Annotated in this window: 19 protein-coding genes, 1 tRNA gene and 3 pseudogenes; 5 read left to right on the top strand and 18 right to left on the bottom strand. The window is 49.1% G+C overall.

Going from position 1 to position 26,703, the window contains the following annotated elements:
- Nucleotides 1-15: 15 nt before the first annotated feature.
- The 10 genes and pseudogenes from PVOR_RS10515 to PVOR_RS10475 form a co-directional block, all read right to left on the bottom strand.
- Nucleotides 16-3,159 carry a beta-galactosidase gene (locus PVOR_RS10515; RefSeq protein WP_006209140.1) on the bottom strand — a complete coding sequence of 1,048 codons (3,144 nt, stop codon included), beginning with the start codon at nucleotides 3,157-3,159 and terminating at the stop codon, nucleotides 16-18.
- Nucleotides 3,156-4,475: a glycoside hydrolase family 125 protein gene (locus PVOR_RS10510; RefSeq protein WP_006209139.1), complete on the bottom strand. Its 1,320-nt coding sequence runs from the start codon at nucleotides 4,473-4,475 to the stop codon at nucleotides 3,156-3,158. The genes PVOR_RS10515 and PVOR_RS10510 overlap by 4 nt, the downstream gene beginning before the upstream one ends.
- Before the next feature lie 22 nt (nucleotides 4,476-4,497).
- The gene (locus PVOR_RS10505) at nucleotides 4,498-7,620 is read right to left on the bottom strand and encodes an alpha-mannosidase (RefSeq protein ID WP_006209138.1); all 3,123 of its coding nucleotides are present in this window, start codon (nucleotides 7,618-7,620) and stop codon (nucleotides 4,498-4,500) included.
- A gap of 3 nt (nucleotides 7,621-7,623) precedes the next feature.
- A pseudogene (locus tag PVOR_RS10500) lies at nucleotides 7,624-9,922 on the bottom strand (glycoside hydrolase family 3 N-terminal domain-containing protein).
- 26 nt (nucleotides 9,923-9,948) lie between these two features.
- Entirely contained in the window at nucleotides 9,949-10,845 is an 897-nt protein-coding gene (locus PVOR_RS10495) for a carbohydrate ABC transporter permease (protein ID WP_036638029.1), read from the bottom strand.
- Nucleotides 10,846-10,898: 53 nt separating this feature from the next.
- Nucleotides 10,899-11,829, bottom strand: a pseudogene (locus PVOR_RS10490) (ABC transporter permease).
- 139 nt (nucleotides 11,830-11,968) lie between these two features.
- Nucleotides 11,969-13,447, bottom strand: a complete 1,479-nt coding sequence (locus PVOR_RS10485) for an ABC transporter substrate-binding protein (RefSeq protein WP_006209136.1) — start codon at nucleotides 13,445-13,447, stop codon at nucleotides 11,969-11,971.
- Nucleotides 13,448-13,574: 127 nt separating this feature from the next.
- On the bottom strand, nucleotides 13,575-14,096 hold the full coding sequence (locus PVOR_RS31640; RefSeq protein ID WP_234972833.1) for a helix-turn-helix transcriptional regulator: 522 nt from the start codon (nucleotides 14,094-14,096) through the stop codon (nucleotides 13,575-13,577).
- A complete protein-coding gene (locus PVOR_RS10480; protein ID WP_234972832.1) occupies nucleotides 14,062-15,087 on the bottom strand; it encodes a response regulator in 1,026 nt (341 codons plus the stop codon). Before PVOR_RS10480 ends, PVOR_RS31640 begins: the two co-directional genes overlap by 35 nt.
- On the bottom strand, nucleotides 15,080-16,903 hold the full coding sequence (locus PVOR_RS10475) for a cache domain-containing sensor histidine kinase (RefSeq protein WP_006209135.1): 1,824 nt from the start codon (nucleotides 16,901-16,903) through the stop codon (nucleotides 15,080-15,082). The genes PVOR_RS10480 and PVOR_RS10475 overlap by 8 nt, the downstream gene beginning before the upstream one ends.
- Nucleotides 16,904-17,079: 176 nt before the next feature.
- Here PVOR_RS10475 and PVOR_RS10470 point away from each other — a divergent pair, with 176 nt between their 5' ends.
- Together PVOR_RS10470 and PVOR_RS10465 are read left to right on the top strand one after the other, a co-directional pair.
- Nucleotides 17,080-17,418, top strand: a complete 339-nt coding sequence (locus tag PVOR_RS10470) for a L,D-transpeptidase (RefSeq protein WP_006209134.1) — start codon at nucleotides 17,080-17,082, stop codon at nucleotides 17,416-17,418.
- Between the two features lie 100 nt (nucleotides 17,419-17,518).
- Nucleotides 17,519-18,595, top strand: coding sequence for an AI-2E family transporter (locus tag PVOR_RS10465; protein ID WP_006209133.1), 1,077 nt, complete (start codon nucleotides 17,519-17,521; stop codon nucleotides 18,593-18,595).
- A gap of 97 nt (nucleotides 18,596-18,692) precedes the next feature.
- On the opposite strand, the gene PVOR_RS10460 is transcribed toward PVOR_RS10465, so the two are convergent.
- From PVOR_RS10460 to PVOR_RS32515, 4 genes are all read right to left on the bottom strand, one after another.
- Nucleotides 18,693-19,088: a hypothetical protein gene (locus PVOR_RS10460; RefSeq protein WP_006209132.1), complete on the bottom strand. Its 396-nt coding sequence runs from the start codon at nucleotides 19,086-19,088 to the stop codon at nucleotides 18,693-18,695.
- 19 nt (nucleotides 19,089-19,107) lie between these two features.
- A complete protein-coding gene (locus PVOR_RS10455; RefSeq protein WP_040680506.1) occupies nucleotides 19,108-19,794 on the bottom strand; it encodes a uracil-DNA glycosylase in 687 nt (228 codons plus the stop codon).
- 208 nt (nucleotides 19,795-20,002) lie between these two features.
- Nucleotides 20,003-20,088: transfer RNA gene (locus PVOR_RS10450), tRNA-Leu, on the bottom strand.
- A gap of 153 nt (nucleotides 20,089-20,241) precedes the next feature.
- Nucleotides 20,242-20,367, bottom strand: a complete 126-nt coding sequence (locus PVOR_RS32515; protein ID WP_006209130.1) for a hypothetical protein — start codon at nucleotides 20,365-20,367, stop codon at nucleotides 20,242-20,244.
- A gap of 244 nt (nucleotides 20,368-20,611) precedes the next feature.
- On the opposite strand from PVOR_RS32515, the gene PVOR_RS10445 reads away from it, so the two are divergent.
- The 3 genes from PVOR_RS10445 to PVOR_RS10435 all read left to right on the top strand — a co-directional run bounded on the left by PVOR_RS10445 (nucleotide 20,612) and on the right by PVOR_RS10435 (nucleotide 23,513).
- Nucleotides 20,612-21,376, top strand: a complete 765-nt coding sequence (locus PVOR_RS10445) for a polysaccharide deacetylase family protein (protein WP_040680467.1) — start codon at nucleotides 20,612-20,614, stop codon at nucleotides 21,374-21,376.
- A 190-nt stretch (nucleotides 21,377-21,566) separates the two neighbouring features.
- Nucleotides 21,567-22,184 carry a TetR/AcrR family transcriptional regulator gene (locus PVOR_RS10440; RefSeq protein ID WP_006209128.1) on the top strand — a complete coding sequence of 206 codons (618 nt, stop codon included), beginning with the start codon at nucleotides 21,567-21,569 and terminating at the stop codon, nucleotides 22,182-22,184.
- A gap of 123 nt (nucleotides 22,185-22,307) precedes the next feature.
- Complete coding sequence (locus tag PVOR_RS10435) at nucleotides 22,308-23,513, top strand: MFS transporter (protein ID WP_006209127.1); 1,206 nt, start codon at nucleotides 22,308-22,310, stop codon at nucleotides 23,511-23,513.
- 92 nt (nucleotides 23,514-23,605) lie between these two features.
- On the opposite strand, the gene PVOR_RS10430 is transcribed toward PVOR_RS10435, so the two are convergent.
- From PVOR_RS10430 to PVOR_RS10415, 4 genes and pseudogenes are all read right to left on the bottom strand, one after another.
- Nucleotides 23,606-23,794: a hypothetical protein gene (locus PVOR_RS10430; protein ID WP_006209126.1), complete on the bottom strand. Its 189-nt coding sequence runs from the start codon at nucleotides 23,792-23,794 to the stop codon at nucleotides 23,606-23,608.
- A gap of 571 nt (nucleotides 23,795-24,365) precedes the next feature.
- A pseudogene (gene tnpA / locus PVOR_RS10425) lies at nucleotides 24,366-24,835 on the bottom strand (IS200/IS605 family transposase).
- 376 nt (nucleotides 24,836-25,211) lie between these two features.
- The gene (locus tag PVOR_RS31635) at nucleotides 25,212-25,637 is read right to left on the bottom strand and encodes an ABC transporter permease (RefSeq protein WP_143767913.1); all 426 of its coding nucleotides are present in this window, start codon (nucleotides 25,635-25,637) and stop codon (nucleotides 25,212-25,214) included.
- A 543-nt stretch (nucleotides 25,638-26,180) separates the two neighbouring features.
- Entirely contained in the window at nucleotides 26,181-26,369 is a 189-nt protein-coding gene (locus tag PVOR_RS10415; protein WP_179087352.1) for a hypothetical protein, read from the bottom strand.
- Nucleotides 26,370-26,703: the final 334 nt, after the last annotated feature.

The raw sequence follows: 26,703 nt of genomic DNA, 5'->3' as shown, positions 1-26,703 counted from the left end.
GTAGTCCCCCTTATGTTAGCCTTTCGATACGGTAATTCCAACCTCATCCGGGCGGTACACCGATAACAGGTCCCCGCTTGCATCCACTGCGAACAGTACCGAGCGATCCGCCTCAAGCATAAATGAATAGATAAGACCTGTTGAAGGATCCTTCACTTCGACATTCGTATCCCACGATTGCTCTGAACCGAATACGAAGAGTGCCCCTTCTTCAAACGTTACCTTGCGCCCGTATACGCCGGAATGGTCTCCACCTTGGCTCCAGATCAGCCCCGTGTCGGCAGCAGATAACTCCAATGCGTATCGATACAGTGCAGATAGGGTATCGATCCGGTCATTCAACTCAACGGGAAGCGGACTCCAGAGAAGGCGTCCGGCACCGAGCTTGACCTCGATGACGGCGTCGCCAGCCTCATCGGTTGAATGTACGTCGCTGCTGATCACAATTTCCTTACTAAGCTCGGCGATTTTCCGATGACCGTATGACGCGGGCCATGTGGCATCCCCGATACGCAAGCTCTCTTCCCGGCGCACATTCACCACTTTGCGCTGTCCCAGCTCTGCCGTCATTCGCTCGACCGGATGCCAATATGCATCCAGACCGACAGGTCCGGTCAGAAGGAGCGTAGCTCCCGTTTCTTTTACGATATCCATCAACTCGGCAAACGCCCGGTCATCTATATTATGAGCACTCGGCAGAACGATGAATTTCACCGGATGTCTCCGCAGCGAGCTTAGATCATACTCTCCAACCGCGCGGAAAGGCACATTCAGCTCGTAAGCCAGGGCGCGTGTCGCCTTCGTTGTTGCTTCAAAAGCAAACTTCCGGTTCGAGAAATCGTTCGAGTATGGGAAAATGACCGCTGTCTCTTCAAGCTTCCGTCCCTTAAACAAGTCCCGGATGCCCTCCATGAATGCGCCAAAATCATACGACACATCCGCTTCCGGCTTCTCCGTCCCGTCAGCGCGGACAGCTCCGATATGCGATTCATTGGCATTATCCATGTAGAAGTTTGTGTTCCAGATCCAATGAACGGCGCCTGCACCGCCTGTTGAGAAGGCGTACGCATATTTGCGCTCCAGCAGGTTCCGAAGCTCGGCTTCGCTCCGCTTCGCCCGGCCATCCGGTGTTTCCACGTACATGATGCCCGTTTCCTGAATGAGGTTTGGTTTATCCGGCGTTTTGGCAAATATGCCGTCCCAGATCAGATAATCGTTAAACCACCAGGAGTGAACCGTTGTATAGTCCACAGCCTCCGCATAGAAGAACGGGGATGGACGCTGTGCTCCTAAGGCCTCATCTTGTCCAACCGTAACCATATGGTCAGGGCATACCGCTTTGATATCATCATATAGTTCCTTCGCCCAGCGGTTGTGCATGTCCATCGAGAAGAGTACATAATCGAGCCACTGGGTGCCCTTTTTCCCTTGATGCATATCTTGAACGTCGAAATTAATGGCTTCAGGTCCCGGAGGAACCGCAGACTCGAATGCCGGCAGCTGATCGGAAGTCATGTTCCAGCGTTCCTGCAGAGACTCAACCGAGCCATGACGCTTCTTCAGCCAATCGATATACGCTTGCTGCTCGAACGAATCCTTAGCTGAACGAGGACCGTCCGAGAAGATCTGCGGCGGATCGAACATGGAAGGCTCGTTAATCAAATCCCAGTCCACGTTCTTCGTAGCTTTATGCCTTGTGATAATGGAGCGGATAAACCGCTTCTGCGCTTCCACGCTTCGCGGATCAAGGTAAGGATTCTGTCCGTCCCAAGTCTCCGGTGTAAAGGAGAAGAACGTAAACGTGACCTGCAGATCATGCTTCTTCGCCGTTAACAGGAAGGCGTCAATCGAACGCAAAACCTCTTCGGATGCATGCCCGTCCACCTGCATGATATTGCGGTAAGCGGTCCAGATCCCGGTACGAATCCAATTGATGCCGGCATTGCGCATTTGCGCCATATCGCGATCCCACACATCCGTATTCGGAAGGAACAGGAACTTACGCGCGACATCGGACGTCATGTAAGTCATCCCGACAACAGGCAGCGGGCGGCCATCTTTGATAAAGTAATCCCGGTTGCAGGTGACTGGCGTTCCAGTCTCCAAAAGCTCATGATCAGCTCCCCAGAAGCCTTGTCTCAGCCTGCGGATTTCTCCATCCGGACCTTCGGCTTCACACAACACCCGATAAGATCCCGGCTTGATATCAAGCGCAACCGGAATGCGCTGTACATGAAATTGTCCAGTTACATCAACGATTACGGAATGATTCCATACCGGAGCTTCATCCAGATCATGCTGAACCGAGATGCGGAACGTCCAGCTCTGCGGCTCATGGACAGGCAGATTCCGCCCCATCCGTTGTGCCTGCAGGGTCAGGGTCGCGCGCTCGCCGGACTCATAGGTTGCATAATTCGGCTTGATCCACAGCTCGGTAATCCCTTTGGCGCAGAACGCCGCCCACCGGCGCACCTCTTCTCCCCCATCCTGTTCCCAGAAGGAGGCGGAGAGAGGTTGATTTACAAACAACCAGCGACCTCCCAGAAACGGCCCGCCAACGTTCTCCCACAGAACTACAGGAGCAGCGACTTGCCTTCCCTTGGCTGTACATCCCTTGAGGAGCGGATAAATCCGCGTATCCATCGGTCCTGCCGAGCCCATCTGGTGAGGCAGATCGCTGCTCTTGGTAACATGCGGAACCAAGTTCCATGTATCCTTAACGGTAAACCGTTTGTGACTGTTCTCCATCAGCGGAATATCTTCACTCGCGATCAAATCATTCACGCGCCCACAATCCACAGGCAGCGCCTCATGAATGTTCAGCTGCTGATGATATGCCGTCTGTTCATGCTCTACCACCCAGGCACCGTCCTCCATGCGGACGGGACGTTTGAATGGGGCACCCCCAACACTGACCAAGCCGCCGCCATTTCTCAGAAAGTCCAGGATGGCTCTCCAAGCGGATTTCGGAAAGTACGGAGCGTGTAAATTGACAAAGCTAACGCCTTGTCCCCCTGCTGCTGCTGCCAGCGTTTCAGCCAAGTTCTCTGCGCCGCACACGGAATCGAACATATCCAGACCGGCTGCCGATACCGGCAGTCCGGCAGCTTCAGCTGCCGGAAAGGACGGATCATAGAATACAATCAGGCGTTCACTCATAGAATCCCTGCTTTCATCGCCTGGTACACCAATTGCGAGAACAGGCTGTTGGACCAGGCAAACCATGATCTGGTAAAGACTTTAGGATCATCGGCATGGAAGCCCTCATGCATGAAGCCGGTATCCGCATCGGTCGCTTCCAGCAGCGCGATCATCTCCAGCTTCTCTTCTGCCGTCTGCGCCGTAATTCCCTGCATGGACAATGCCATATGCCAAATATAATCCGGCGGAGTATGCGGACTGCCAATTCCCTTGGCAACTGCCCCCTCGTAATAGAAAGGATTTTCTTTGCTCAGCGCAAATCGTCTGGTGTTCTGATAGATCGGATCATCTGCAGTCACATAACCCAGATACGGAATAGACATCAGACCGGGCGTGCCTGCATCATCCATCAGACAGTAATTCCCATAACCATCAGTTTCATAAGCGTAAATCGGACCAAACTCCGGATGACGGTAAATACCGTATAACTGAATCCCGTGATCCACATCGGCTGTAAGGCGCTTCAGCTCATCAAGCAGTTTCATATCACGGAATACCCATTCCGCAAATTCCTGCATTTGACGAAGGGCTACAACGGCGAACATATTCCCTGGAATATTGTAATGGAAATCGCAGGCATCATCGCTTGAACGGAAGCCGGACCAGATCATGCCCGTATAGTTAACCGGCATGCCGAGTCCGTTGTTGCGCAAGGAATCGGTAGGTATGCCGTTGTCCCGCGTGAAACGGTAAGGTGATTTCTCGAAATGATGCTGTTCGGTTTTAAACAGCTCGATGATTTTGATCATCGCTGACTTGAAGTTTGCATCAAATACGTCCGTCAGGCCAGTTTCCTTCCAGTACAGGTAGGCCAGGCGGACAGAGAAGCAGAGTGAGTCGATCTCGAACTTCCGCTCCCAGACCCATGGCGACATTTCGGTTTCATCCGTTGTGTTCCAGTGCCAGTCGTTCGCTGATTCATTGAAGGCATTGGCATAAGGATCGATATGAATATATTGGAAATGGCGCTTGATCAATCCGCTGAGTATACGCTGAAGCTCTGGATCGTTCTTCGCAAACGGAATGTAATGAATCACCTGTTCTACGGAATCACGCAGCCACATAGCCGGAATGTCACCGGTAATAACAAATGTCGTCCCGTCCTCCATCAGCTTCGTTGTGGTCTCGAGCGTGTTTGGAAAACAGTTCTTGAACAGCTGCAGCAGCTTGGGACGATGTGCTAATTTTTCTTCGGCCTCTTGCAGAACCGCCTGAATCGATTGCGGCAGCTCAAGCTCCGGCATTGGTATTTTGGGGAGTCTGAATTGTTCCATGATTTGTTCTGGCTCCTTTTGATTAGGTATGTTGTGTAGTCAATTTGATGGTCTTGATCTCATACGGCAGGAAATGAAGGGTTAACCTTCCTTCTGCTGTATCCAGCCTTTCGAGTTCCTCTTCAATTGCATTGGACAGGTGGACCGTTTCGCAAGGATAAGGCCAAGTCAGTTTCACTTCGTCTCTACCCCCTGCAGATTCATAGAATCGCAGAATATAACCGGTTCCATCCTCTGCAGGTTTAACCGTATCCAGCACAACATGCTGGCTCTCGTATGGGATCAAAGAATGAACAGAGGGCTGAATGCCCTGCTTCGAACTTGTTCGCACGCATGGCAGTTCATGATTCAGTTCAGCAGCTTTACGAACGATGCCGGCATTTCTCCAGTCTCCTTCGTGCGGATACAGGGAATATGTGAATTCATGCTCTCCCAGGTCTGCTGTAACATCGGGCCATTTCGGCGCTCGCAGCAGGGACAACCGGATCGTGCTGTCCTGAATGTCGTACCCGTACTTGCAGTCATTGATGAGGCTGACGCCGTATCCATGCTCCGATACATCGGCGAAGCGGTGTCCACAGACCTCATATTGCGCCTGCTCCCAGCTCGTATTGCGATGGGTCGGTCTCTCAATAGTACCGAACGGAATCTCATACGTTGCCTTGTCGGCAACAACAGCGATCGGGAAACCGACTTTCAGCAGCTTGTGCGATTCGTTCCAGCTGACAAAGGTCGTGAAGTCGATCCGCCGGTCATGATGATAAAAAATCAAATCCTGCGTGATCTCCGAGTTATGGATGCGCCAACGGAAACGAAGCACATCCTGTACTTCACCCGCCATCAGCAGCCTCATCTCGATCAGTTGCGCTTGATCGGCTATTTGCTCCTCATAGCGAGTATCGATATCCCATGCATCCCACAGGGTCGGACGGTCATGGAAGAAGTGGAAGCGGTTTGCGGCTTCCCCTGGCTTAATCACTTCCCGCTCCGCATCTTTGTCCCACAGACTCACGATTTCGCCCTGCGCGTTAAAGCGGACCTTATAAAACTCCGTTTCCCAGCCATCCGAAAGTCCAGTAGAACACTTCTCCGCCGCTGCCTCGTTTCCTGCCGAGGGTCTAAGCCAAATCGTTTTGTAACCAAACGCGGGGATGCCTTGAACATAAACGTTCAAGCCCTGAAAGGCTTCGCCGCTCTCTAAGGTCCGAACATCATACTGCAGCAGCGCTCCATCGGAATCATAGGGAGCGTGGCTAACAAGCTCCGGTCCGCCCTCAATCGAAATGACCCCATTTCTTTCCCATCCAAGTCCATTGAAGATGACATAGGGTAGACCTTCCCCTTCTGTATCGGCCTGACCGGCCAATACCTGCAGCCCTTGGGTGAGACTGCGATTCCCCTTCCGGAACACCTCGGCATATTCCTTCTCAGAGGTAACATAAGACTCCGTAATGGCAGAGCCCGGAATAATATCATGGAATTGATTAAGCAATATCAGCTTCCAGCCCTCATGCAGCTCGCTGACGATTTCCTGCTTCTGCCCACCGTCCATCGACGGGAATGCAACCGAGCTCCATAACTCGGCTTCACGGTACAAGATTTCCGCCTTGCGGTTAAAGCGCTTGTTCCGTGCGTGGGTTGTGTAGGTTCCTCGATGCAGCTCAAGATATAAATCTCCGCGCCATTTCGGCAGCTTTGGCGAAGCGGCGTCAATCCCTTCGAAAAATTCGGCGGCCGTGCTGTACTTGCTGGCAGGCTGCCCAACCATCAGCTCAGCCCGATTGATATATTCCAGCATCTCGCGAGTCACACCCCCGCCGCCATCACCGTGTCCATAGAGCAGCATCTGCTCCGGATGGACGGGTCTTTGCCGGTAAGACTGCCAATGCTCGTGAACATCATTTGGCAGTGTGTTCTCGTTCACGCCATGATTAAGATAGGAGAGCATCGGTGTTCCGTCAATGCCCACCCAGTGGAATAAGTCGTACGGGAACACATTCGTATCATTCCAGCCGAGCTTTGTTGTCATGAAATAACGAATGCCGCCATGCTTCAATATTTGGGGCAGTGATGCACAATATCCGAACGTATCCGGGAGCCATTCAATATGTGATGTCAAACCGAACTCTTCCTGATAGAAGCGCTGTCCATAGAGCATCTGGCGCATGAGGGACTCTCCGCTCGGAATGTTTAAATCCGGCTCGACCCACATCCCGCCGACCAGTTCCCAGCGTCCCTCCATGATTCTAGCCCTCACTCTCTCGTACAGCTCGGGATCATGATCTTTCAGGAATTGATACAGCAAGGGCTGGCTCTGCGCATATTTGTATTCCGGGTATTCATTCATCAGCGCGTCCACCGTGGAGAAGGTCCGGCTTGTTTTTCGAACGGTTTCCCGGACCGGCCACAGCCAGGCGATGTCGATATGAGACTGTCCGACCATGTGCTCGGTTCCTTCAGCATGGCCGCCAATGGCTGTAACCTGCTGCACAAGCTCTTGCTCAATCGCGGTCACCATTTCACCTGCGATGATCGATGCCTCATTCAGACTTACAAAACGATCCATCGCCTGATACAAGGCCTCCATCAATCGGATGCGCCGCATATCGTTGTCCGGCAGCAGTATAACCGAATCCCTGATAACAGTTGCAGTGTACATCAGACTCTGAACAGGCACGTTCACGTTGACAAGCAGACTCTGTACTCGGGTAATCGGAGGCTGGATGACAGCCTGCTGATTGAGCGGATCCACGGGCTCCGGAATCGGATCGTATAATTCGATTTCCAGCTCCATGTTCATGCCGGTGCGCTTCGGATCAAGCGTTACAAACGTATGATTGCGGTCCAAACCCTGATACGAAGCTCCGTTAACACGCAGCAAAGCTTCGCCTCCGGACTGAAACAGAAGCCCTATCGCGCCATCTGCCCACTGCGGGGGCAGCTCAAGGCTCATTCGAAAGAAATAGGTTGTGCCCTGCGTGCTCGGGAATCTGTTGAAGTCATGTCCTTCGGCAAAAGGGGCTGAGTCTTCATACACGCCCGGAACCATATAAGTGGTCCGCGTAATATCCCACCCCTTGAGTTCTCTCGACTCAAGCCACTGGCGCTCCGACAATTCGCGTATAAATCGCCTAATGCGTTCCATCCATCAGCCCTCCTGCACGGTCAAATCCGCACTCAGCGTGTCATTGACATGTCTGCCAACCATGATTCGGAACAGACCTGGTTCAACAACCTGCTTATAATCTTGACCGACATATTGAAGCTGTTCGGCGCCTATCGTAAATTCAATCTTTCGTTTTTCTCCAGCCTTCAGAGATATTTTGCGGAAACCCTTCAGTTCACAGGCTGGTCTTGTGTATTTGCTGGCCACATCGCTCACATACAGCTGAACAACTTCGGATCCTTCCCGAGTGCCGCTATTCGTGACATTGACGGTGACAACTGCCGTTTCGCCGATTCCAATGACATCCGAGGATAGCTGGATATCCGAATAACTGAATTCGGTGTAACTAAGCCCATACCCAAACGGATAACGCGGCTGGGAATCTTCTTCGAGGTACCGCTTGCCGCGCGACCGCTTGCCGTTGTAATAAACCGGAAGCTGTCCGACATCTTTTGGGATTGACAAGGTTAGCTTCCCGGACGGATTCACATCCCCGAACAGGATGTCGGCAATCGCATGTCCGCCCTCCTGACCCGGGTACCACGCTTCCAGAATGGCATCGGCATGGTTGTCGATCCACGGTTCCGCAATCGGCCGGCCGTTGATATACACAACGATCATCCGCTTGCCAAGCTTATGAATCTCTTGGGCCATTTCCAATTGAACGCCGGATAGCTGCAGCGTCATCCGGTCGATGCCTTCGCCGCAGTCCATGTCGCTTAAAGCGTCGTCCGTGACCTTCGAAGCCCCTGTGCGCAAATCGATCGTTCCTTCGCCGAAATCGCGGGCGCTGGAGCCGCCCAGCACCAACACCACGGTATCGGCCTGATCCGCACAAGCTAATGCGAATTCAAAACCCTCCCTGGAATCGTCCTTAATACGGCAGCCCGGAGCATACAATACATGGTCTGGAACATCCCCCAGCTTGGCACGAACCCCATCCAGCACCGTGACCACGCTTGCTGGCGGCTGTGGTGATGTATAGTCCCCAAGCTGATTGTATCCCTGATCGGCATTAGGTCCAATGACAGCAATCACGCCCCCGTCCTTCGGTAACGGCGAGGGCCTTTCCTTCATTCTTAAGCAGCACGATGCCTTCTGCCGCAAGCTGTCTGGCAAGTTCTACGTGCTGTTCGCTGCCGATCACTTCCTCGGCGATCTGTGGTTCAACGTATGGACTCTCAAATAAACCGAGTTTAAATTTCAAAGTCAATACGCGGCGAACGGCTTCATCCAGAACGGAGGCCTCCAGCTTGTTTTGCTCGATTGCCGTTTGCAGATATTTCCCAAACATCTCACCCGACATCTCCATATCGATACCGGCCGATAGAGCCTGAACAGCGGCATCCATTCCGTCTTCTGCCGTATCATGGCCGCTGGCCAGCATGTCGATGGCACCACAGTCGGTGATCACCATGCCGTCAAAGCCCCACTCCTTGCGGAGAATGTCGCCTAACAGCTCCGTATTTACGGTGCAAGGCACGCCATCGATCTCGTTATAAGCCGGCATAATGGAGGCAGCTCCCGCTTCCACGGCCTTCCGAAACGGCAGCATATCCACTTCCATCAGCTCACGGGTCCCCATGTGCACAGGTCCCGCATTCCTTCCGCCTTCAGAGCTGCCATAACCTACGAAATGCTTCAGCGTTGCTGCAACACTGCTCGGACTGTCCAAAGACTCGCCTTGAAGGCCTTCAACCGATGCGACTGCATATTCACTGATCAGGTAGGGGTCTTCGCCAAAACATTCCTCGGTACGTCCCCATCTGGGATCGCGTACAACGTCCAAGACCGGGGAATAGGTCACAGCACCGCCCTGACTGCGCGTCTCAAGCGCAACGGCGCGGCACATATCCCGGTATAACTCCACATTCCATGTGCTTCCGATTGAGAGCGGTACCGGAAACACCGTGCCGCCAATGGCCATATGACCATGCGAGCATTCCTCCCCGATGAGAATCGGAATGCCGAGACGGGAATTCTCGATTGCATACCGCTGAATTTGATTAACGGCTTCCGCTCCTTCACGTGGAGAAAGACCGGTTTCAAGTGTTACACCGGTCCATGGATCGGCGCGAAGGGTCCCGTACAGGGAGCCGACGCCGCCATCTTTCACTTGCTCTTTAAATGAATCCGCTAAGGTAATCCGGCCTTCCTTCACCTCATAGGTCTTCCAGCCGAACGGCTGGACCAACTGGCCCACCTTCTCCTTCGTTGTCATAAGGCCAAGAAGATGTTCCACTCTTTCCGCAATGGGTTTACTGGAATCTTGATAAGTCATCTCATACCCTCCGGTACATGAAGAATTTATTCTTTAACCGCGCCGATGGTCAGACCTTGAATGAAATAGCGCTGGAAGAAAGGATAGGCCAGAATAATCGGCCCGGTTGCCAGAACGACCATGGCCATCCGTGACGTATCCTGCGGCATGCTCTGAAGAGCGGCCATGCTAAGGGATGAATTCTGGGAATTCTGCAGGATGAACTGCATGCTGGTCTCAATCCGCATCAGCATGGATTGCAGTGGAACCAGGTTGGGATCATCAATATAGAGAAGTGCATTAAACCAGTCGTTCCAGTAGCCGAGGGTACTGAACAGTCCGATGGTTGCCAGACCCGGCAGAGAAAGAGGCAATACCAGCTTGTAGAATATTTTAAATTCACTCGCGCCGTCGATTTTACCGGATTCAATGATGGCATCCGGAACACTTGTGCTGTAGAAGGTTCGAAGAATCATAATATAGAAGGCATTAACCGCCAGTGGCAGGATCAGAGCCCAGATCGAATCCTTCAAGCCGAGCAGTTGCGTTGCTACGATATAAGTCGGCACCAAACCGCCGTTAAACAGCATCGTGAAAAATGCAAAGAACGAGAAGAAATTACGATATCTGAACCCTTTGCGGGAGACCGCATAAGCGTACAGCGAAATAATAAACAAACTAATCAGCGTACCTACAACCGTCACAAAAATCGTAACGCCGTACGAACGAAGAAGTGTATCCCCGGTTTGGAATACATATTTATAAGCCTCAAGGCTCCATTTTTCCGGCCAGATCTGATATCCGTTGCGGGCCAGAGAACCTTCATCTGTAAATGAGATGATCATCACGAATAAGAACGGAAATACACACAGGAACGAGAAAATACCGGCTATCAGGTTGAATACGACATTCCACCCGGATGAAAGCTCATGGAAATCTTTCATCTTGCTTTTCGATTTGAACACATCACATACCCCCTTCTTGGTAGATTGATCGATTAGAACAAAGCGTTATCCTTGTCATATTTACGCACGATGTAGTTGGATACCATAACCAGGATAAAGCCGACTACCGACTGGTACAGTCCTGCAGCGGTACTCATTCCGATTTCGCCTGTTGTTTTCAGACCACGGTATACATAGGTATCGATAACATTCGTTACAGAATACAACGTTCCCGAATCCCTTGGCACTTGATAGAACAGACCAAAGTCAGCGTAGAAGATTTTACCGATCGCAAGAAGAGTTAAGATTGTCATCAGCGGTTTCAGCATCGGAAGGGTAATGGCTTTAATCTGCTGCCATTTGTTCGCTCCGTCAATCATTGCCGCCTCGTACAAGGATCTGTCGATCCCCATAATCGCTGCCAGATAGACAACGCTGTTGTAACCTACGGATTTCCACAAGCTGATCAGCGTCAGGAATATCGGCCAATACTTGGCCTCGGAATACCACTGAACCGGCTCCATCCCGAACCAGCCCAGGATTTGATTCAGCATCCCCTTGTCCATGCTCAGGAAACTGAAAGCAAAATAACCTACAATAACCCAAGATAAGAAATACGGCAAGAACATCCCGGTTTGATAGATTTTGGCCAATTTCTTGTTCACGATTTCAGACAATACGATAGCCAGTGCCACGGAAAGAACGAGACCGAGAATAATAAACACAAAATTATAAAGCACGGTATTGCGGGTAATGATGTAAGCATCGTTGGTACTAGAACAGGAACTTAAAGTTTTGGAAGCCTACCCATTCACTATTAACGATGCTTGCCCAGAAGCCGTCCCGGCTAAAGCGGTATTCCTTAAATGCAATGATCGTCCCGAACATAGGCAAATATGAGAATAAGAGAAACCATAGGGTCCCCGGTAAAACCATGAACAGCATGGCCTTATTCGTCATAATATTTTTGAAAAACTGTCCGATTGCTCTCACGCTTACCCCTCCTCGTGAAGTATATGAATGAACAAAAGAAGGGCGGTGAACATCCGCCGCCCCGTCCTTGTTCATGCTGAAGCGGTATCTTTGCCCATAGTGGACATGCGGACTGCTTCATGCATTGTTATTACTTGCTTGCTTTCCAAGCATCAATTTGGCTTTGTGCTTCAGCCATGATCTTGTCCAGGCCAGCAGCTTTCAGCTTTTCATTCGCTTTTGGCAGGAACTCTTCCGGATTCACGGTACCTGTCATCAGCGGTGCCCAGAACTCTTCTTTTACGTTATTGACTGCAGCGAGCTCTGTGGATACTTTGGTTGGATCGAAGTTGAAACCGAGCAGCGGAGCAGGCTTGCCGGACTCGTTAAACTTCTTGAACTCTTCCCATTTGTTCTCGGGATCTTCAGGATTCAAGTACGTCAGCATAACATTCCCAAGTGCGAAGGTAGGCATGTCGTAGTTTTTCGATTCTGGCAAGTTTTCCATTACATTCTCGCTAAGCTTCTTGTAATGCACGTCTTCGATACCGGAGTCAACCAGGTTGCGAAGATATACGTCCGTGTTCAGCAAGTTCAGGAATTCCATCGCTTTCTCAGGGTACTTCGAGTTAGCGGAGATCGCTTGCATGGAACCCATAACCGACCAGTTAAAGATGTTGGCATCGCCAGCCGGCGTGGATACGACCGGATAGCCGTAGCTTTGGCTCCACAGATTGTCTGCGAACGGCTGTGTTGCCGCACGATCCGCAAACCAGTTGCCGGATGTCATCAGGTCTTGCGTCGAAGTTGTTGTAGCTGCTTCTGGGGAGATATATCCCGCTTTGTAATACTTGTTCATCAATTTGAGCATGTCCATCGTTTCTGGCATTTCGAGGAAGTTCACAACTTTTAATTCTTCCTTGTCATCCAGGTATACAGCCATTGGCATCTTTTCGATGATGTAATCAAACGGAAGCAGCGGGCCGAAATCCTTGCTTACGGCCAATGGAACAACGTTTGGTTCATTTTCCTTAATCGTTTTGAGCAGCGGCTCCAGGCTTTCCATCGATTTCACGCCTGAAATATCGAGATTGTATTTATCAAGCAGCGTTTTATTAAAGCGCCATGCTTCTTGAGCAGGAAGCTCTTTATTTGCCGGAATTGCGTAATTGTGTCCGTCTACCTTGGAACCTTCCAGGAACGCCGGATCAATTGCGTCTTTAATGCCTTGTCCATGGCTTTCGATCAGTGCATCCAATTCCATAAATGCGCCTTTACGTGCATTTTGTACATAGTCGAACGCCCATGAGCTTGTGAAGAGGATGTCCATCGGTTCGCCGGAAGCTGCCATTACCTGCATCTTCTGGTTGTAGTCACCGAAGTCGATCATTTTCATGTCAACGGTTACACCAATCTTCTCAGTTGTGTATTTATTGATTTCCTCTTCAACCTTGTCAACATCCTTTTGAGGTGTTCCGATCGTGTACCAGATCAGCTCTACCGGTTTCTCGGCAGTTCCCCCGCCATTTCCTGCACTCTCTTCCTTATTGCCTCCACATGCTGACAGCAGCATGGATGCGGACAAAAGAAGCGTAAGCGGCAGAAGCCATTTCTTTTTCGATTTACTCATGTTTATCCTCCCTTTTGAATCCTTGTGTCTCTACACCTATAAGGTTATCTGATGAAAGCAGTTTCACATAGGCGAAAAATTAAAGGAATTATGGTGAAAATAAAGAAAAAAACTCTGATTAAATCAATCAGAGCATTCCTCTAAAGTCTCTTGGCGATACGCCGACAAACTTTTTGAACTGTTTATAGAAATAACCCGTTTCCCAGTAACCTACATTTTTTGCGATATCTTGAACTTTGGCAGAGGAGTTTCGCAGTAGTTCTTTGGCTCTATCGATGCGGTACCCGTTAATATACTCCGTAAAGCTCTCTCCCGTTTCTTTATGAAAGAGATGCCCAAGATACACGGGATGAATATGGTATTGGGCACCTAACACCTTCAATGACAAATCCTCGTTAAAATGCTGCTGGATATGGTGCAAAATCTGCTGAATGACAGGGCTCTTCACGTCATTGTTGAGCGAGTCAACCAGACCGCCGACCCCTTCTTTCACGGCCGTAATCAAGTCGTCTATCGATATGGACTCCATAATATCGGTAATCGTGTTTTTTACAAAATCGGGGGCAGCCGTGTATTGAATATCGTTAAGCTCCAACTTCAGGCGAACAACCATCTCAACCGCGACACTCTTCAGTATCGTTGGGGTCATGTCCCTGCGTGTGGCGAAGCCGGTCAAAATCGCTGTCGATCAGCTCAAACAGCCCCTGCTTGTCCCTGCCAGCGATGCCTTTTGCATACTCAGGCCACTGGACCGTGTAGGATTCCGCGGCTTCGCCCTTCTTCGCCTGAACATCAACATAATCCACGTAGGAGGGCTGCTCCAGCACGAGATAGTATTCCTGTGCCTCCTTCGCATGGAGATAGCTATCCTTATAATTTCCTCCGAGGCTCTCTATGCTCCCAAGCGATATGCACAGCTCCTCTTCATAACACTGCTCGCGCACCTGCTGCAGGAGCCTGATCGCCCTCGCCTTTTCCGTATCCGGCTCCCTCATCATAAATATCACCACATGGTCGCCGTCATTGTCCCGGAAATACATAACGCCCTGCTCATGCTCCATCAATTGATACAGACAGCTCTCAAGCGGCGTGAAATCAGCTCGCAGTATGGATGCCATGACATAGGGCAAATTCAGGTTCAGCCCCAGAAGATTAGCGCGTTCCTCCAGCTCCTCCGGCTCAATCCGGTCCGTGATCCAGCGGTATAGAATATTGCTTCGCAGAATGTTAATGTCGTATTCGTCCAGTCTCATTTCTCTCTTGGCATTGTTCATCTTATCGGTCGTACTGGCAATGGTCTCTTCCAGTTCCTTCAGATTGATCGGCTTGAGCAAATAATTCTCGATCCCGAGACGCATGCCTTCCTTCAAATAGGCAAAATCGTCAAAGCCGCTGAGGATGATCACCTTCAGATTGCGGTTCAGCTTGCGTGCGCCTTCTATCAATTCAAGTCCTGTCATCACAGGCATTGATATATCCGTTATGAGGATATCAACGGGAACGACCGACATCTTCTCCAATGCCTGGCGACCGTTTCCTGCGTGACCCACCACCTCAATGCCATACTTGGACCAATCCACGACATCTACCAATCCTTCTATAATGAACGGTTCATCATCCACGATAAATACCTTATACATCGTTATCCAACTTCCCTTCTGTCACCGGAAATCTGACGGTCACCGTCGTTCCGTTACCCGGCTCACTCTCGATGTCCATCCCGTAAGAACTTCCAAACGTCAGCTTTAACCGTTCATTCACACTTCGCAGCCCAAAGGATTCTCCGTTGGACTCAGCCATCTGCAGTCTTGCACGGATATCCTCAAGCCGCTTTGGTTCGATTCCCTTACCGTTATCCTTGATCACAATGCAGACCTCACCGTCCTGCTGCGTAGCGGTGATCGATAGCCAGTTATCATCCTGGTCGCTTCGCAATCCATGTACAATATAGTTCTCAATGAGCGGCTGCAGCGACATTTTCATCATCGGCACACTCTTGATTGGTTCCTCGCAGAACATTTTATAAATATACTTGTCCTTATAGCGAATACGGAACAGTTCCAGATAGAGCCGGCAAGCTTCCAGCTCATCCTTCAACGTATAGTTGGACTTGCGCTGTACGATATTCTTAAACAGCATCGATAAGCTGTAGATCATATCACCAACATCCTGAGCGCCCTGAGAGAGAGCTCTCATTCGTATCACTTCAAGCGTATTATACAGAAAATGCGGGTTAATTCTGGCCTGCAGCGCGGACAGCTCCGCGTTCTTCTGGTTGATCTCCGCTTTATATACCTTATCGATATATCGTGTCAGCTCATCCAGCATTTCATTAAAGCTGCCGGCAATTTGCCCCAGCTGATCCTCCTTGGTATCCTGCATCCGGGCAACAAACTCGCCCTTCTCCACCTTGCGCATGAATCGGATGATGTTATCGGTCCGCTTGGAGTAGTTCACAATCATCAGGGCCGGAATGGAAACGGCAACAACAATGCATAACAAGGCTGCAATAATAATCGTGCTCTGCAAGCCATGCAGGGATTCCGCAACCTCGTGCTTCGGAGTAATCCCTACCACCGTATAGCCCGCCTGATTGTGAGCCGATATGGTTACATACGACTCCTCGTCCAAGAATACGGTTTCTTTGGAATTGAGCAGCCGCTCCGCATACGGATACTTCTCGCCATAATATCTGCCACCAGAATCAAACATTACGCTGCCATCACCCGACAGGACCATTACAGATCCCTTCATCTCATCCTCGCTGCTGTTCAGCACGGTTGCGAGCGCTTCCGTCCGGAATAAAACAAGCAGCTGCCCCAGATTCTTGTAGGTGGTCATATCATTGATCGGACTCCGTATCGAGAATAGCGGTACAGCAGCATCTCCAGCCAGCTTGCGAACCCAGAAATTCGGCAGTGTGACGCTCTGGCTTTCCATGGCCATAACATCGGGTATGTAAGAATGCGTAGCGTTCGCCTGATAGAGCCGGGTCATGCTACCCTGTTTATATACATACACATACTGCTTCTCGGCACTGTACAGCATAATATTCTCAATATCCGGATCATCGTCCAGCCGCTGCTTAAAGTAAGCAAGCACACTATCCGTATTGGACTGCCCGCTGCCCACAATCCGGTTCATCCGCTTGGCAATATATTCATTGAACGAGTTCATGAGAAAGTAGGAGGTGTCAAGGCCAAGGGAACCATTGCGATACAAGTCATTCACGTAGGACTGTACATTCTCATATTTTTGATTCACGTGCCGCTCCACCCGTTCAACTCCGCTGCGCTGGATATCCAGTTCGCTGCGAACAGCGGATTGAAACAAGAAATAATACATTAGAAAAGATAAAGTTACGATGGTGACCACCGCAATTAGGGAAATCAAGAGCAGCATTTTGGTAAACATATTATTTTTGATGTATTTTTGATAAAACCCAACAGGAGACATCGGTTATCCCCTTCCTGATGTAAAGCTTTTCATTATTAAATATAACATCGACCCGCCCTTATCAACGGATGAAATTTCTTCCAAACCGTGAAGGTGCAATCTGCCTATTTTAGGCCGATTCTGGGTCGAATGCCTTCCCCGACTCATAACATGGATGAAAAAGGAGGTGGATGATGATGCCCAAGTACCGCATCATTGTCGATGTGGGCAACTATCAGCTGCATTTGCTGGACGGTGACGCCGTGGTACATACGTACCCGATTGCTGTAGGCAAAATGGCCACGCAGACCCCTCCCGGCAATTACACAATCGTCACCAAAGAGCCCAATCCAGGCGGACCATTCGGAGCTTATTGGTTAGGTTTGTCCAAACCGCACTACGGCATCCATGGCACGAATGATCCTTCATCCATCGGCAGATCCGTTTCCCATGGCTGCATTCGGATGTACAATGAGGATGTTGTGCAGCTTGCTTCGCTCGTACCCCTGCATACCCAGGTCACCATACGAAACTAATAACATAGACTGGTGATTTCAAATCCCTCCAAATTGGTTAAATACAAATGTTATATGGTACTTACGTATTTACCTATTCGTTGTTATGGAGGGATTGCCCATGATGCAGAGCAAATATTTCAGGACATGCTTCGGTATAATCGCGCTGCTCTTAATCATTTATCTAGGATCCGAGATCAGCTTTTTGTTCCGCCCAATCGTCTCCATGTTCAACATGTTGATTGTTCCTGTCGCGATGGCCGGCTTCTTCTATTACCTGCTTCGGCCAATTGTCGATTACCTGGAACGCCAGAAAATCAAACGCTCCATTGGCGTCTTGATGCTGTATTTCGTGTTTGCCGGACTCTGTGCGATCTTTGGCATCGTGGTGTGGCCGACACTTCGGGAACAGATGGAGACTTTCATAAGCAACGCCCCTTTCCTAGTGGAGGGCGTCCAGGAACAGATTGACCAGCTGCAGCAGAATCCGTACTGGTCCCGCTTCATACCAACCGAATCAGAGTTGACCACTTCGCTCACGGAATATATGAATCGCATCATTACCTGGATTAGCAACTCCATCAACAACCTGATTACCGTTGTATCCGGTGTTGTTGTCATTATTGCTACGATTCCCATCATTCTGTACTACATGCTCAAGGAGGGCAACAAGCTGCCGCCAAGATTGCTCAGCGTTCTGCCTAGACGATTCCGCCGTGACGGTCAGGAAGTGCTGGGTGAGATGGATTCCGCACTCAGCAATTTTATTATCGGCAAAGTCATCCTTAATCTTATACTTAGCGTTCTGATTTATATCGGATTTTTAATTATTGGACTGCCCTATTCCTTGCTGTTAACCGTGATCTCCTTCTTCTTGAATTTCATTCCGTATATCGGTGCGCTGCTTGCAACCATCCCTGTCGTTATCGTCGGGTTCATTGAAGCTCCGTCCATCGCCATATGGTCTGTCGTAGTCATTGTGATCGCACAGCAAATTCAAGATAATATTCTGACCCCCGTAATCTATGGCAAACAGCTCGATATTCACCCTCTCACCACGGTGGTCCTTATTCTGGTAGGTGGGGATTTCTTCGGACTCCTCGGTATCCTGCTCGCTATTCCTGCCTATATGATCATTAAAATTCTCGTGGTGCGGATCTACGAACTCTTCCTTGCTGAAAAAGTAGAGGAGGCTTAAACGCTTCAAGGAATTCTGCTTATCCTTCATTCAAACAAAAAAAGGATGTCCCCGCCAACTTTACGATGGCTGCTGGGGACATCCTTTATTCAAATGATTACGCATTGCCCCGCAAGGACCGAACGACAAAATAATGCTCGTCCTTACGCAAAATCATTCCATTTGACAGCGTGACCGTCTCCTCATCATGAGAAGCAAGAACGGCCTGAGAGGAGACCAATTGATTGCCCCTCCATACCATCACACAAGATCCAAAGTAGACTGCATTATCAAATTGAATCGTATGATTCACGACATAACCGATAGAGTTTAGAGCCGGAGAAGAATTTCTCGGCATTATTCTATGAATGGAGCGAAACGGGATGACAAGCTCCCCCGGGCCAAGAATGACCTTCTCCTGAATGGGGTCCCATGATTTCAACACACCTTCAACCGTGCTTTTCGCCCCGTCTAAACGCTGAATGACAACATGACGACCGATCCAATGCTTCATGAAGGTCACCTCTCGCGGATTATTCAACTCCATCGCCCGATGTGCTTGGGATGTCCCAATTCACCGGATCCATACCCTTTTGCATTAAATAAGCATTCGATGCTGAAAATGGACGACTGCCGAAAAAACCTTTGTGCGCTGCAAATGGACTCGGATGACTGGACTCAAGCACCTTGTGCCGACTTCGGTCTATGAAAGAACCCTTCTTCTGTGCGTAACTGCCCCATAATATAAACACCATTGGCTGATCGCGTTCATTCAGCTTTGCAATAACGGTATCCGTGAATCGCTCCCACCCGATTCCTTTATGCGAATTGGGCTCACCTTCGCGTACCGTAAGAACCGCATTAAGCAGCAGCACCCCCTGATCAGCCCATGACTGCAAAGAGCCATGGTGCGGAACAGGTACACCCAAATCGGATGCCAGCTCCTTATGTATATTGCGCAGAGACGGAGGAATCGTAACTCCGGGTGAAACGGAAAAGCTTAATCCCTGTGCCTGCTTTCGTCCGTGATAGGGATCTTGTCCCAAAATAACGACTTTTGTGGATTCATACGATGTTTGGTGAAGAGCTCGAAATATATCTTCCTTAGGAGGATACACCGTGCTGCGCCGGTATTCCTCGTCCACCCGTTCCATCAACGCTTCAAAATAAGGCTTATCCATCTCTCCGTTCAGGATAACGTCCCAATCATTGTTAAACATCCGCATCTCTCCTCCCCTCCTCCTCACACAGGTCAGCGTGGAATTATAAAAGAATGCGATTTTTATAGAAAGGACTTTAACGTCTTCCATTCCGTTTGTTCCGATAATAGCCTTCGTACAAAAAAATTGACCTCTTGTCAATTTAAAAAATAAGCCGGCACCCATACAGGGGGCCGACTTATTTGCATCTTACCAGACGCTGTTATAATGCCGAGGACGGGGGTCGAACCCGTACGGTAGTCACCTACCGCAGGATTTTAAGTCCTGTGCGTCTGCCAATTCCGCCACCCCGGCATATTTTATCTTAGATTCGCTCTATTCAAATCACCATATGGGATTCATACCGATTAACGGAAAATTTTGCGATTCTTTTCGTTCTGGCGACAAAATCGATAATACCATGTCTAACCATATGATGTCAATATATGAAACTCATATTTTTTCGCATCACCCTGAATGCGATCCCCCATTTTTCTCGATTGCCCCGAGTCGCTGCTCTAATTCATCGATTCGATCGCGCTGCTCCGTTATGTCCAATGCTTTACCGGAAGCCTTTACCTTTGCCCAATCCACCACCCCCTGTAGCGGCTCACGTCAATCCCTTGGGCATTCGAACGATTACGTGATTGCATCTGGATCACTCCTTTCTACCATTACATGTTCTGCATGCGGAGCATGCTTGTGCGGATCGGTGTTTAATGTCGAACGGCGTCTGAGCCAGACATTAGGAATAATTTTACCGTGTTCACCAAATGATAAAGAAGCTTGCATGTCACATGCCAAGACTAGAACAGCAGAGAAAAGGATAATGATCACCATGAAAAAGCTCTCAACTGTTATATGGCTTACTCTCTCCCTCTCCCTGTGCCTTAACGAGCATGTTGTTGCAGATCATGTGCCGTCTGCTTCCAAGGGAAGAGACTACTATGAGGAACGCGGAGAGATCGTATGGGAAGTGCCCACACCCAGCAAAGTGATTGCCCTCACCTTTGATGATGGTCCGGATGCACACACGACCGTTGAAATTCTGGATCTGTTAAAACAATATGGCGCAAAGGCGACTTTCTTTGTTGTGGGCAACCGGGTGGAGAAACACCCCGATATCGTGGCTCGCGAGCTTCACGAAGGGCATGAAATAGGAAACCACTCCTACACCCATCCTCCCTTCCACAATATCAACGCCAGCAAATTAACCAGTGAACTGAACCGGACCCAGGAAGCGATTTTCAAAGCGACAGGCAGCAAAACCGTATTGTTCCGCCCGCCCGGTGGAAGTTACAATGAATCCATTGTAAGAACAAGCAAGGATATCGGTATGCTGACCGTATTGTGGTCATGGCACCAGGATACGCTGGATTGGCGAAAGCCCGGCGTCAACCGGATCGTCAAAAAGGTTCTGGATAACGCGCACAATGGAGACATCGTGCTTATGCACGATTTTGTCCCGACCAGTACACAGACGGTGGAGGCGCTCAGCGTGATTTTGCCGGAGCTGCAAAAGCGTGGCTTCACATTTGTTACTGTATCCGAGCTGCTCTCCTATCATGATAAATCGCATAAGTTTATTGAAGTAAACCACTGATTCATCCCATTGCAATGCTAAAATAACCGCTGCCTGCAGGAGGTAACGGTTATTTTTTATCAGCTGATTTCTCGCTGTTTCGGACATTCAAACTCCCACTTGAATATTTTAAATCCATTTGATAAGATACAGAACGAACGTTCAGTATAGAAAAATAATGACAATATCTATACGTATAAGGGGGGCGCTAATGAACAAAAAACAACAGCAGAGCGAAGACACCAAGCGGCGCATCGCTGAAGCGGCCAAAGCCCTCATTATGCAAAAAGGATACAAGTCGACCTCGATTGAGGAAATCGTAGAAGCAACAAGAAGCAGTAAGGGCAACATTTACTACCACTTTAAAAGCAAGGAAGGGCTGTTTCTGTATCTTATCGAGGAATGGGATCTGGAATGGGAGCAAAAGTGGAGCAGCAAAGAACATCAATATACCACCATCACGGACAAATTGTACGGCATCGCGGATCAATTGGTGTTTGATGATTTGAACCACCCGTTCTCCAAAGCACTGGATGAATTTCTGAGCAGCAGCGAGAGTATGAGCGAGGATGTGGAACAGCGGATTACCCAGATCATTCGGAATCGACTGGAATTTAATCAGAAAATGCTGCAGCAAGGGATTGATCAGGGTGAATTTGAGAACCATAACGTGGAGCACCTCTCAATTATATTTGAAAGCTTGATCGCGGGTTTAAGCCAGATGTCTCAAATGGCCAAGCTCGACAATGTGCTCGCGCTTTATCATTCTGCCATTCGTGTGCTCTTGTATGGTATCGCCAAGAAACCTGGCATGAATAACGGCAGATAAACTTTCCATTTTTTGTGGAATGTTACAAACCGAACGTTCAGTATGCAATTATAGTATGCAATTATATAAACATGTAAATCACGACAACACGTTGGATCGTCATTTATTTTTGGAGGAATCATCATGTCATTACTGCTGCGTAATAATGGAGCGATCCTGCTCCTCATGTTCAATATATTTTTAGTCTTTACCGGTATCGGTCTGGTCATACCCATTATGCCCACCTATATGACGGAGCTTAATATTAACGGCAGTACCGTGGGCATGCTCGTGGCTGCTTTTTCATTAACACAGCTGCTGTTCTCGCCACTCGCGGGCCGCTTGTCCGACTCCGTAGGACGTAAAAAAATTATCATCTCCGGTATGATTGTATTCGCCTTATCGGAATGGCTGTTCGGGGCTGCCAGCACGCCGACGCTGCTGTTTGCAGCCAGAATGCTTGGCGGCATAGGTGCCGCACTCATCATGCCTGCCATTATGGCCTACACGGCTGACGTGACTTCTAATGAGGAGCGTGCCAGAGGCATGGGCTTCATTAATGCTGCGATTACCACCGGATTCATTATCGGGCCGGGAATCGGGGGTTTCATTGCTGAGTTTGGGATCCGGGTTCCCTTCTATGCAGCCGCGGTCGCGGGCGGTATCGCTGCCTTGGTAACGTTAATTCTGCTGCCCGAATCTTCAGCCAAACAAGAAGCGCCTACCGTACTGGGACGGAAGAAGGAGAGTCTGTTTCTCCAGCTGGCGCGTTCCTTCAGAGAGCCTTATTTCTTAAGTTTGGTCATTGTATTTGTTCTCTCCTTCGGTCTTGCCAATTATGAGACTGTGTTCGGATTGTTCGTGGATCATAAATTCGGTTTTACCCCCAAAGATATTGCCATGATCATAACGTTTGGTTCGATTGCAGGCGCCGTTGTGCAGGCCACAATATTCGGATGGATCCTGAACCGGTTTGGGGAGAAAAGAGTCATCACACTCAGTTTGTTAACCGCGGGGATATGTATACTGTTAACCCTGTTTGTGCATAAGTACTGGTTGATATTCCTCGTAACCTTCCTGGTGTTCCTGTCGATTGACATCCTGCGTCCCGCTATCGGTACGCAAATGTCCAAGCTGGCCAAGGACCAGCAGGGCTATGTTGCCGGCTTAAACTCCGCTTACACCAGCCTTGGAAATATCGCAGGCCCGCTTGTGGCCGGGTATTTGTTTGACCTGGATATCAATTATCCGTACATCGCTGCCTCCATCGTGCTCATTCTCTGCTTCTTCCTGGCCATGCGTGCCGGCAGAGCCTGGTCCGCTACCGAAGCCGTCATGAATGAACGTTGACGAACAGGGAAACGATCCCCCTACCGCTATATCTTTATAACATGGAACAAGCGCCCGTCAGCAGCTGACGGGCGCTTGTTTTGCTATGTATTTTAATAAGCCACCAGGACAATGATTGCCAATAGAGCCACAAGCGCAAATAAAAGTGCCCAGCCCAGCTCGAAGCGTCTTTTTTCTTTGTAAGCCTTGAAGGCTTTTCTCGATTCAAACACGAATACAATCACCAAAAAGGCAAGCAACACAGGCAGTCCCCAGGACTGATTCAATACCCATTCTGACACTATGATCCCCCGTCCTATGTACTAAAATGAGCTGACATACCAACCAGCCGCAGCCCTTGGATTACGTCTGGTCTTTAACGGCTCCTCTAAAATGTAACGCAAGTCGCCTGCGATTACAAATTCCCCAAGGAGAACATGTTGAAACCACGGAGAGATTTGGGCGTATTGTTTCAAAGGACCTTTCGTGAAAACATGATGATCTGATTCGTCATTCGTGACGAACGAAGAACTAAGGCAGCAGCAACACCCCTTATCAAAATGGAGGTGCACAAGAAGTATGAAGAAGTTGGGAAGAACCCAATTAGAGCATTCCGGTGGTGTTATATCCTTGATCTTCGATGTTGTACTTTATATCCCCCGCTTGATCATCAGATGGTTAAACTGATACCAAGCAGCACGCTCGCTATGATCATTTATGGCTGCAGCCATATAAACAGCAAGTCATAACCACCGGCTTAGCCGGTGGCTTCCATCAGCCCTATAAGGGCATGGTACTAACAAGCGCCTATAAGGCGCATTGAAAGTCTGCCAACCGCGGGTATTCTCAGGCTTGCCCCTCAAAGGGGCTTTTTTATTTGCCCTTTCCTACCGACTCACCCGTAAACGGGTCGAACAGTTCTTTCATCGTGAGTTGTTCGTAGTTCTTGTCTTCTGTTAGTTGATTCCGAATGTACTCGGTGATCACTTTCTTGTTTCGTCCTACTGTGTACACATAATATCCTCTACACCAAAACTGCCGATTTCCATATCGGTACTTCAGGTTTGCAAATTTATCGAAGATCATGAGTGAACTTTTTCCTTTTAAATATCCCATAAACTCCGATGCACTCAACTTCGGTGGTATGCTCACCAGCATGTGAATAGGATCTACACATGCCTCCGCTCCAGAATCTCTACTCCTTTGCGCTCGCATAACTCTCGAATGATTTTCCCAATTTCTCTTTTTAATTTCCCATAAATCACTTGCCTGCGGTTCTTCGGCGCAAATACGATGTGGTATTTACAGTTCCATCGTGTATGTGCTAGACTGCTTTTAACCATTCCTTTGTCCTCCTTGATCTTGATGATGCGGCCCTCAGACCGGCACCATCTTATCATGAAGTTCAAGGGATTTTTACTCATAGCTATAAGCTTTCCTGAACCCCCGGTCGAACCGGGGGTTTTCTTATACAACAATAAAAGACGAGTTAATTTAACTCGTCAGAGTATCTAGAAAGTCCAGAGGACTGTTCGCCACTTCATTTTTTTATATGGGGAGACTCATCTTTTAAAACAAAAATTGATTTAAAACGATCAAAGGCCCTAGTTTTGAAACTATTAAGGCAAATTTTAACCCCCTGCAAAAAACAGGGGGTTTCTCGACAACCTGACGAGTTAATTTAACTCGTCTTTTTAATGACATAAGATCAATGACGAGCTACGAAGGAAATCTTGCCGCAGAAAAATTTGTTGCGTTCCCATCATTTTGTATTATAACCGCCTGGCTGCTAAAAAATCTAACTGTTACTAGATCCCCAGCTTGTAACTGCAGTATAGTTGTAAATCCTACAGTGTCAATCACAGTTTGACCAGCTGGTGGAATGATGAGTTTAAAATAGTACGAGCGAAAAGCACCATTTACTTGAATTGAGAGTCGGACTTCTGCTGAACCAATAGTTGTGCCTATAAAAAGGGCACTTACACTTAGAGAATAAATACCTGTTGCAGTAGGGATAAATGTACTCGGAAGTACATACTCGCCGGCAAGATCAAATATTACATTCGGAAAAGATATCAAAACGTCCGTATTGATAGGAACTTCTTGATCCGTATTATTTTCTGCTCTGAATGCAGATATCGGCACCGGGCCCGTAGGACCTGTAGGGCCTTGTATACCTTGAGGACCTAGTGCTCCCGGTATACCTTGAGGACCTGGTGCTCCCGGTATACCTTGAGGACCTGGTGCTCCCGGTATACCTTGAGGACCTGTCGCTCCTGGTATACCTTGAGGACCTGTTGCACCTATCTCTCCTTGTGGGCCCGTAGCTCCAACTGGGCCTGGTATGCCTTGTGGTCCGGTAGGGCCGCCAGTAGGGCCAGGAATTCCTTGAGGACCTTGGGATCCAGGAAGGCCAGCCACTCCTTGAAGACCTTGTGGCCCCGGAACACCTTGAGGACCAAGTAAGCCCTGGGGACCTTGTAAACCCCGTGGGCCTTGTAGCTTTAGAAATACTTTTTTTCGGTCTCCTCCTACATCTACGTCTATATTTTGGATGTATTACCACCCATTTTAGTCTTTTAAATGCGATCGCCCCCCAGCATTATTTAAGACAGTTTATTGCCCACTACAAAAAATTGTTTGGACTAATAACTTGGGTCTTAAGAAAAAGCGGTTATTGCCTAGCGATTAATCAAACCCATCCTTCTGCAGCTCAATATCTATTTCAATCAGCTTCTTCAGGTCATCCGCCGTCTTGATTTCAATCCGGCCCTCCTGAAAATCCTTAACCCACTTGGCTATACCGGCCTTGACGATCTTCCTGTATTGTTCCTTGCTCTCGAGGATACCTTCCATGACCGCGAGTTCATGTTGCATAAGCAAATCTTTATTCTCAGGTGTTCCCACTGTCGTTCCCCTCGGCTTTCCGTTATGATGGAATCCGAGATAGCGGCGGAGTCGATAAATGCCGCGCGCGGCGGGCCGCTATCTCAGCCGGGGGATACCCTGGTCAAGGGGAGGACGTTCGCGCGTCCTCCTTTTAATTTTTGCTTGTAAATGTTCATCTACAGGCAAAAGAAAACCACCTGATTAAATTAGGTGGTTGATTCTGAACTATCGTTTCCCGTTAGCTTAAACTACACCTTTTTTCGAGCAGTTACAATGGGCTGGTAATAACCTGGTTCTGATGGCATAAACCATTCGATATCCA

The sequence above is a fragment of the Paenibacillus vortex V453 genome, from assembly GCF_000193415.1.
In the GTDB taxonomy this organism is placed as follows: Bacteria; Bacillota; Bacilli; order Paenibacillales; family Paenibacillaceae; genus Paenibacillus_AQ; species Paenibacillus_AQ glucanolyticus.
Note: the sequence above shows the minus strand (reverse complement) of the source record. Positions and strands in the feature narration are given on the sequence as shown.

Excerpts from the sequence above, each read along its gene's own strand:
- PVOR_RS10515 (WP_006209140.1), bottom strand. The coding sequence starts at position 3,159 with ATGAGTGAACGCCTGATTGTATTCTATGATCCGTCCTTTCCGGCAGCT.
- PVOR_RS10510 (WP_006209139.1), bottom strand. The coding sequence starts at position 4,475 with ATGGAACAATTCAGACTCCCCAAAATACCAATGCCGGAGCTTGAGCTG.
- PVOR_RS10505 (WP_006209138.1), bottom strand. The coding sequence starts at position 7,620 with ATGGAACGCATTAGGCGATTTATACGCGAATTGTCGGAGCGCCAGTGG.
- PVOR_RS10495 (WP_036638029.1), bottom strand. The coding sequence starts at position 10,845 with ATGAAAGATTTCCATGAGCTTTCATCCGGGTGGAATGTCGTATTCAAC.
- PVOR_RS10485 (WP_006209136.1), bottom strand. The coding sequence starts at position 13,447 with ATGAGTAAATCGAAAAAGAAATGGCTTCTGCCGCTTACGCTTCTTTTG.
- PVOR_RS31640 (WP_234972833.1), bottom strand. The coding sequence starts at position 14,096 with ATGACCCCAACGATACTGAAGAGTGTCGCGGTTGAGATGGTTGTTCGC.
- PVOR_RS10480 (WP_234972832.1), bottom strand. The coding sequence starts at position 15,087 with ATGTATAAGGTATTTATCGTGGATGATGAACCGTTCATTATAGAAGGA.
- PVOR_RS10475 (WP_006209135.1), bottom strand. The coding sequence starts at position 16,903 with ATGTCTCCTGTTGGGTTTTATCAAAAATACATCAAAAATAATATGTTT.
- PVOR_RS10470 (WP_006209134.1), top strand. The coding sequence starts at position 17,080 with ATGCCCAAGTACCGCATCATTGTCGATGTGGGCAACTATCAGCTGCAT.
- PVOR_RS10465 (WP_006209133.1), top strand. The coding sequence starts at position 17,519 with ATGATGCAGAGCAAATATTTCAGGACATGCTTCGGTATAATCGCGCTG.
- PVOR_RS10460 (WP_006209132.1), bottom strand. The coding sequence starts at position 19,088 with ATGAAGCATTGGATCGGTCGTCATGTTGTCATTCAGCGTTTAGACGGG.
- PVOR_RS10455 (WP_040680506.1), bottom strand. The coding sequence starts at position 19,794 with ATGTTTAACAATGATTGGGACGTTATCCTGAACGGAGAGATGGATAAG.
- PVOR_RS10445 (WP_040680467.1), top strand. The coding sequence starts at position 20,612 with ATGAAAAAGCTCTCAACTGTTATATGGCTTACTCTCTCCCTCTCCCTG.
- PVOR_RS10440 (WP_006209128.1), top strand. The coding sequence starts at position 21,567 with ATGAACAAAAAACAACAGCAGAGCGAAGACACCAAGCGGCGCATCGCT.
- PVOR_RS10435 (WP_006209127.1), top strand. The coding sequence starts at position 22,308 with ATGTCATTACTGCTGCGTAATAATGGAGCGATCCTGCTCCTCATGTTC.
- PVOR_RS10415 (WP_179087352.1), bottom strand. The coding sequence starts at position 26,369 with ATGCAACATGAACTCGCGGTCATGGAAGGTATCCTCGAGAGCAAGGAA.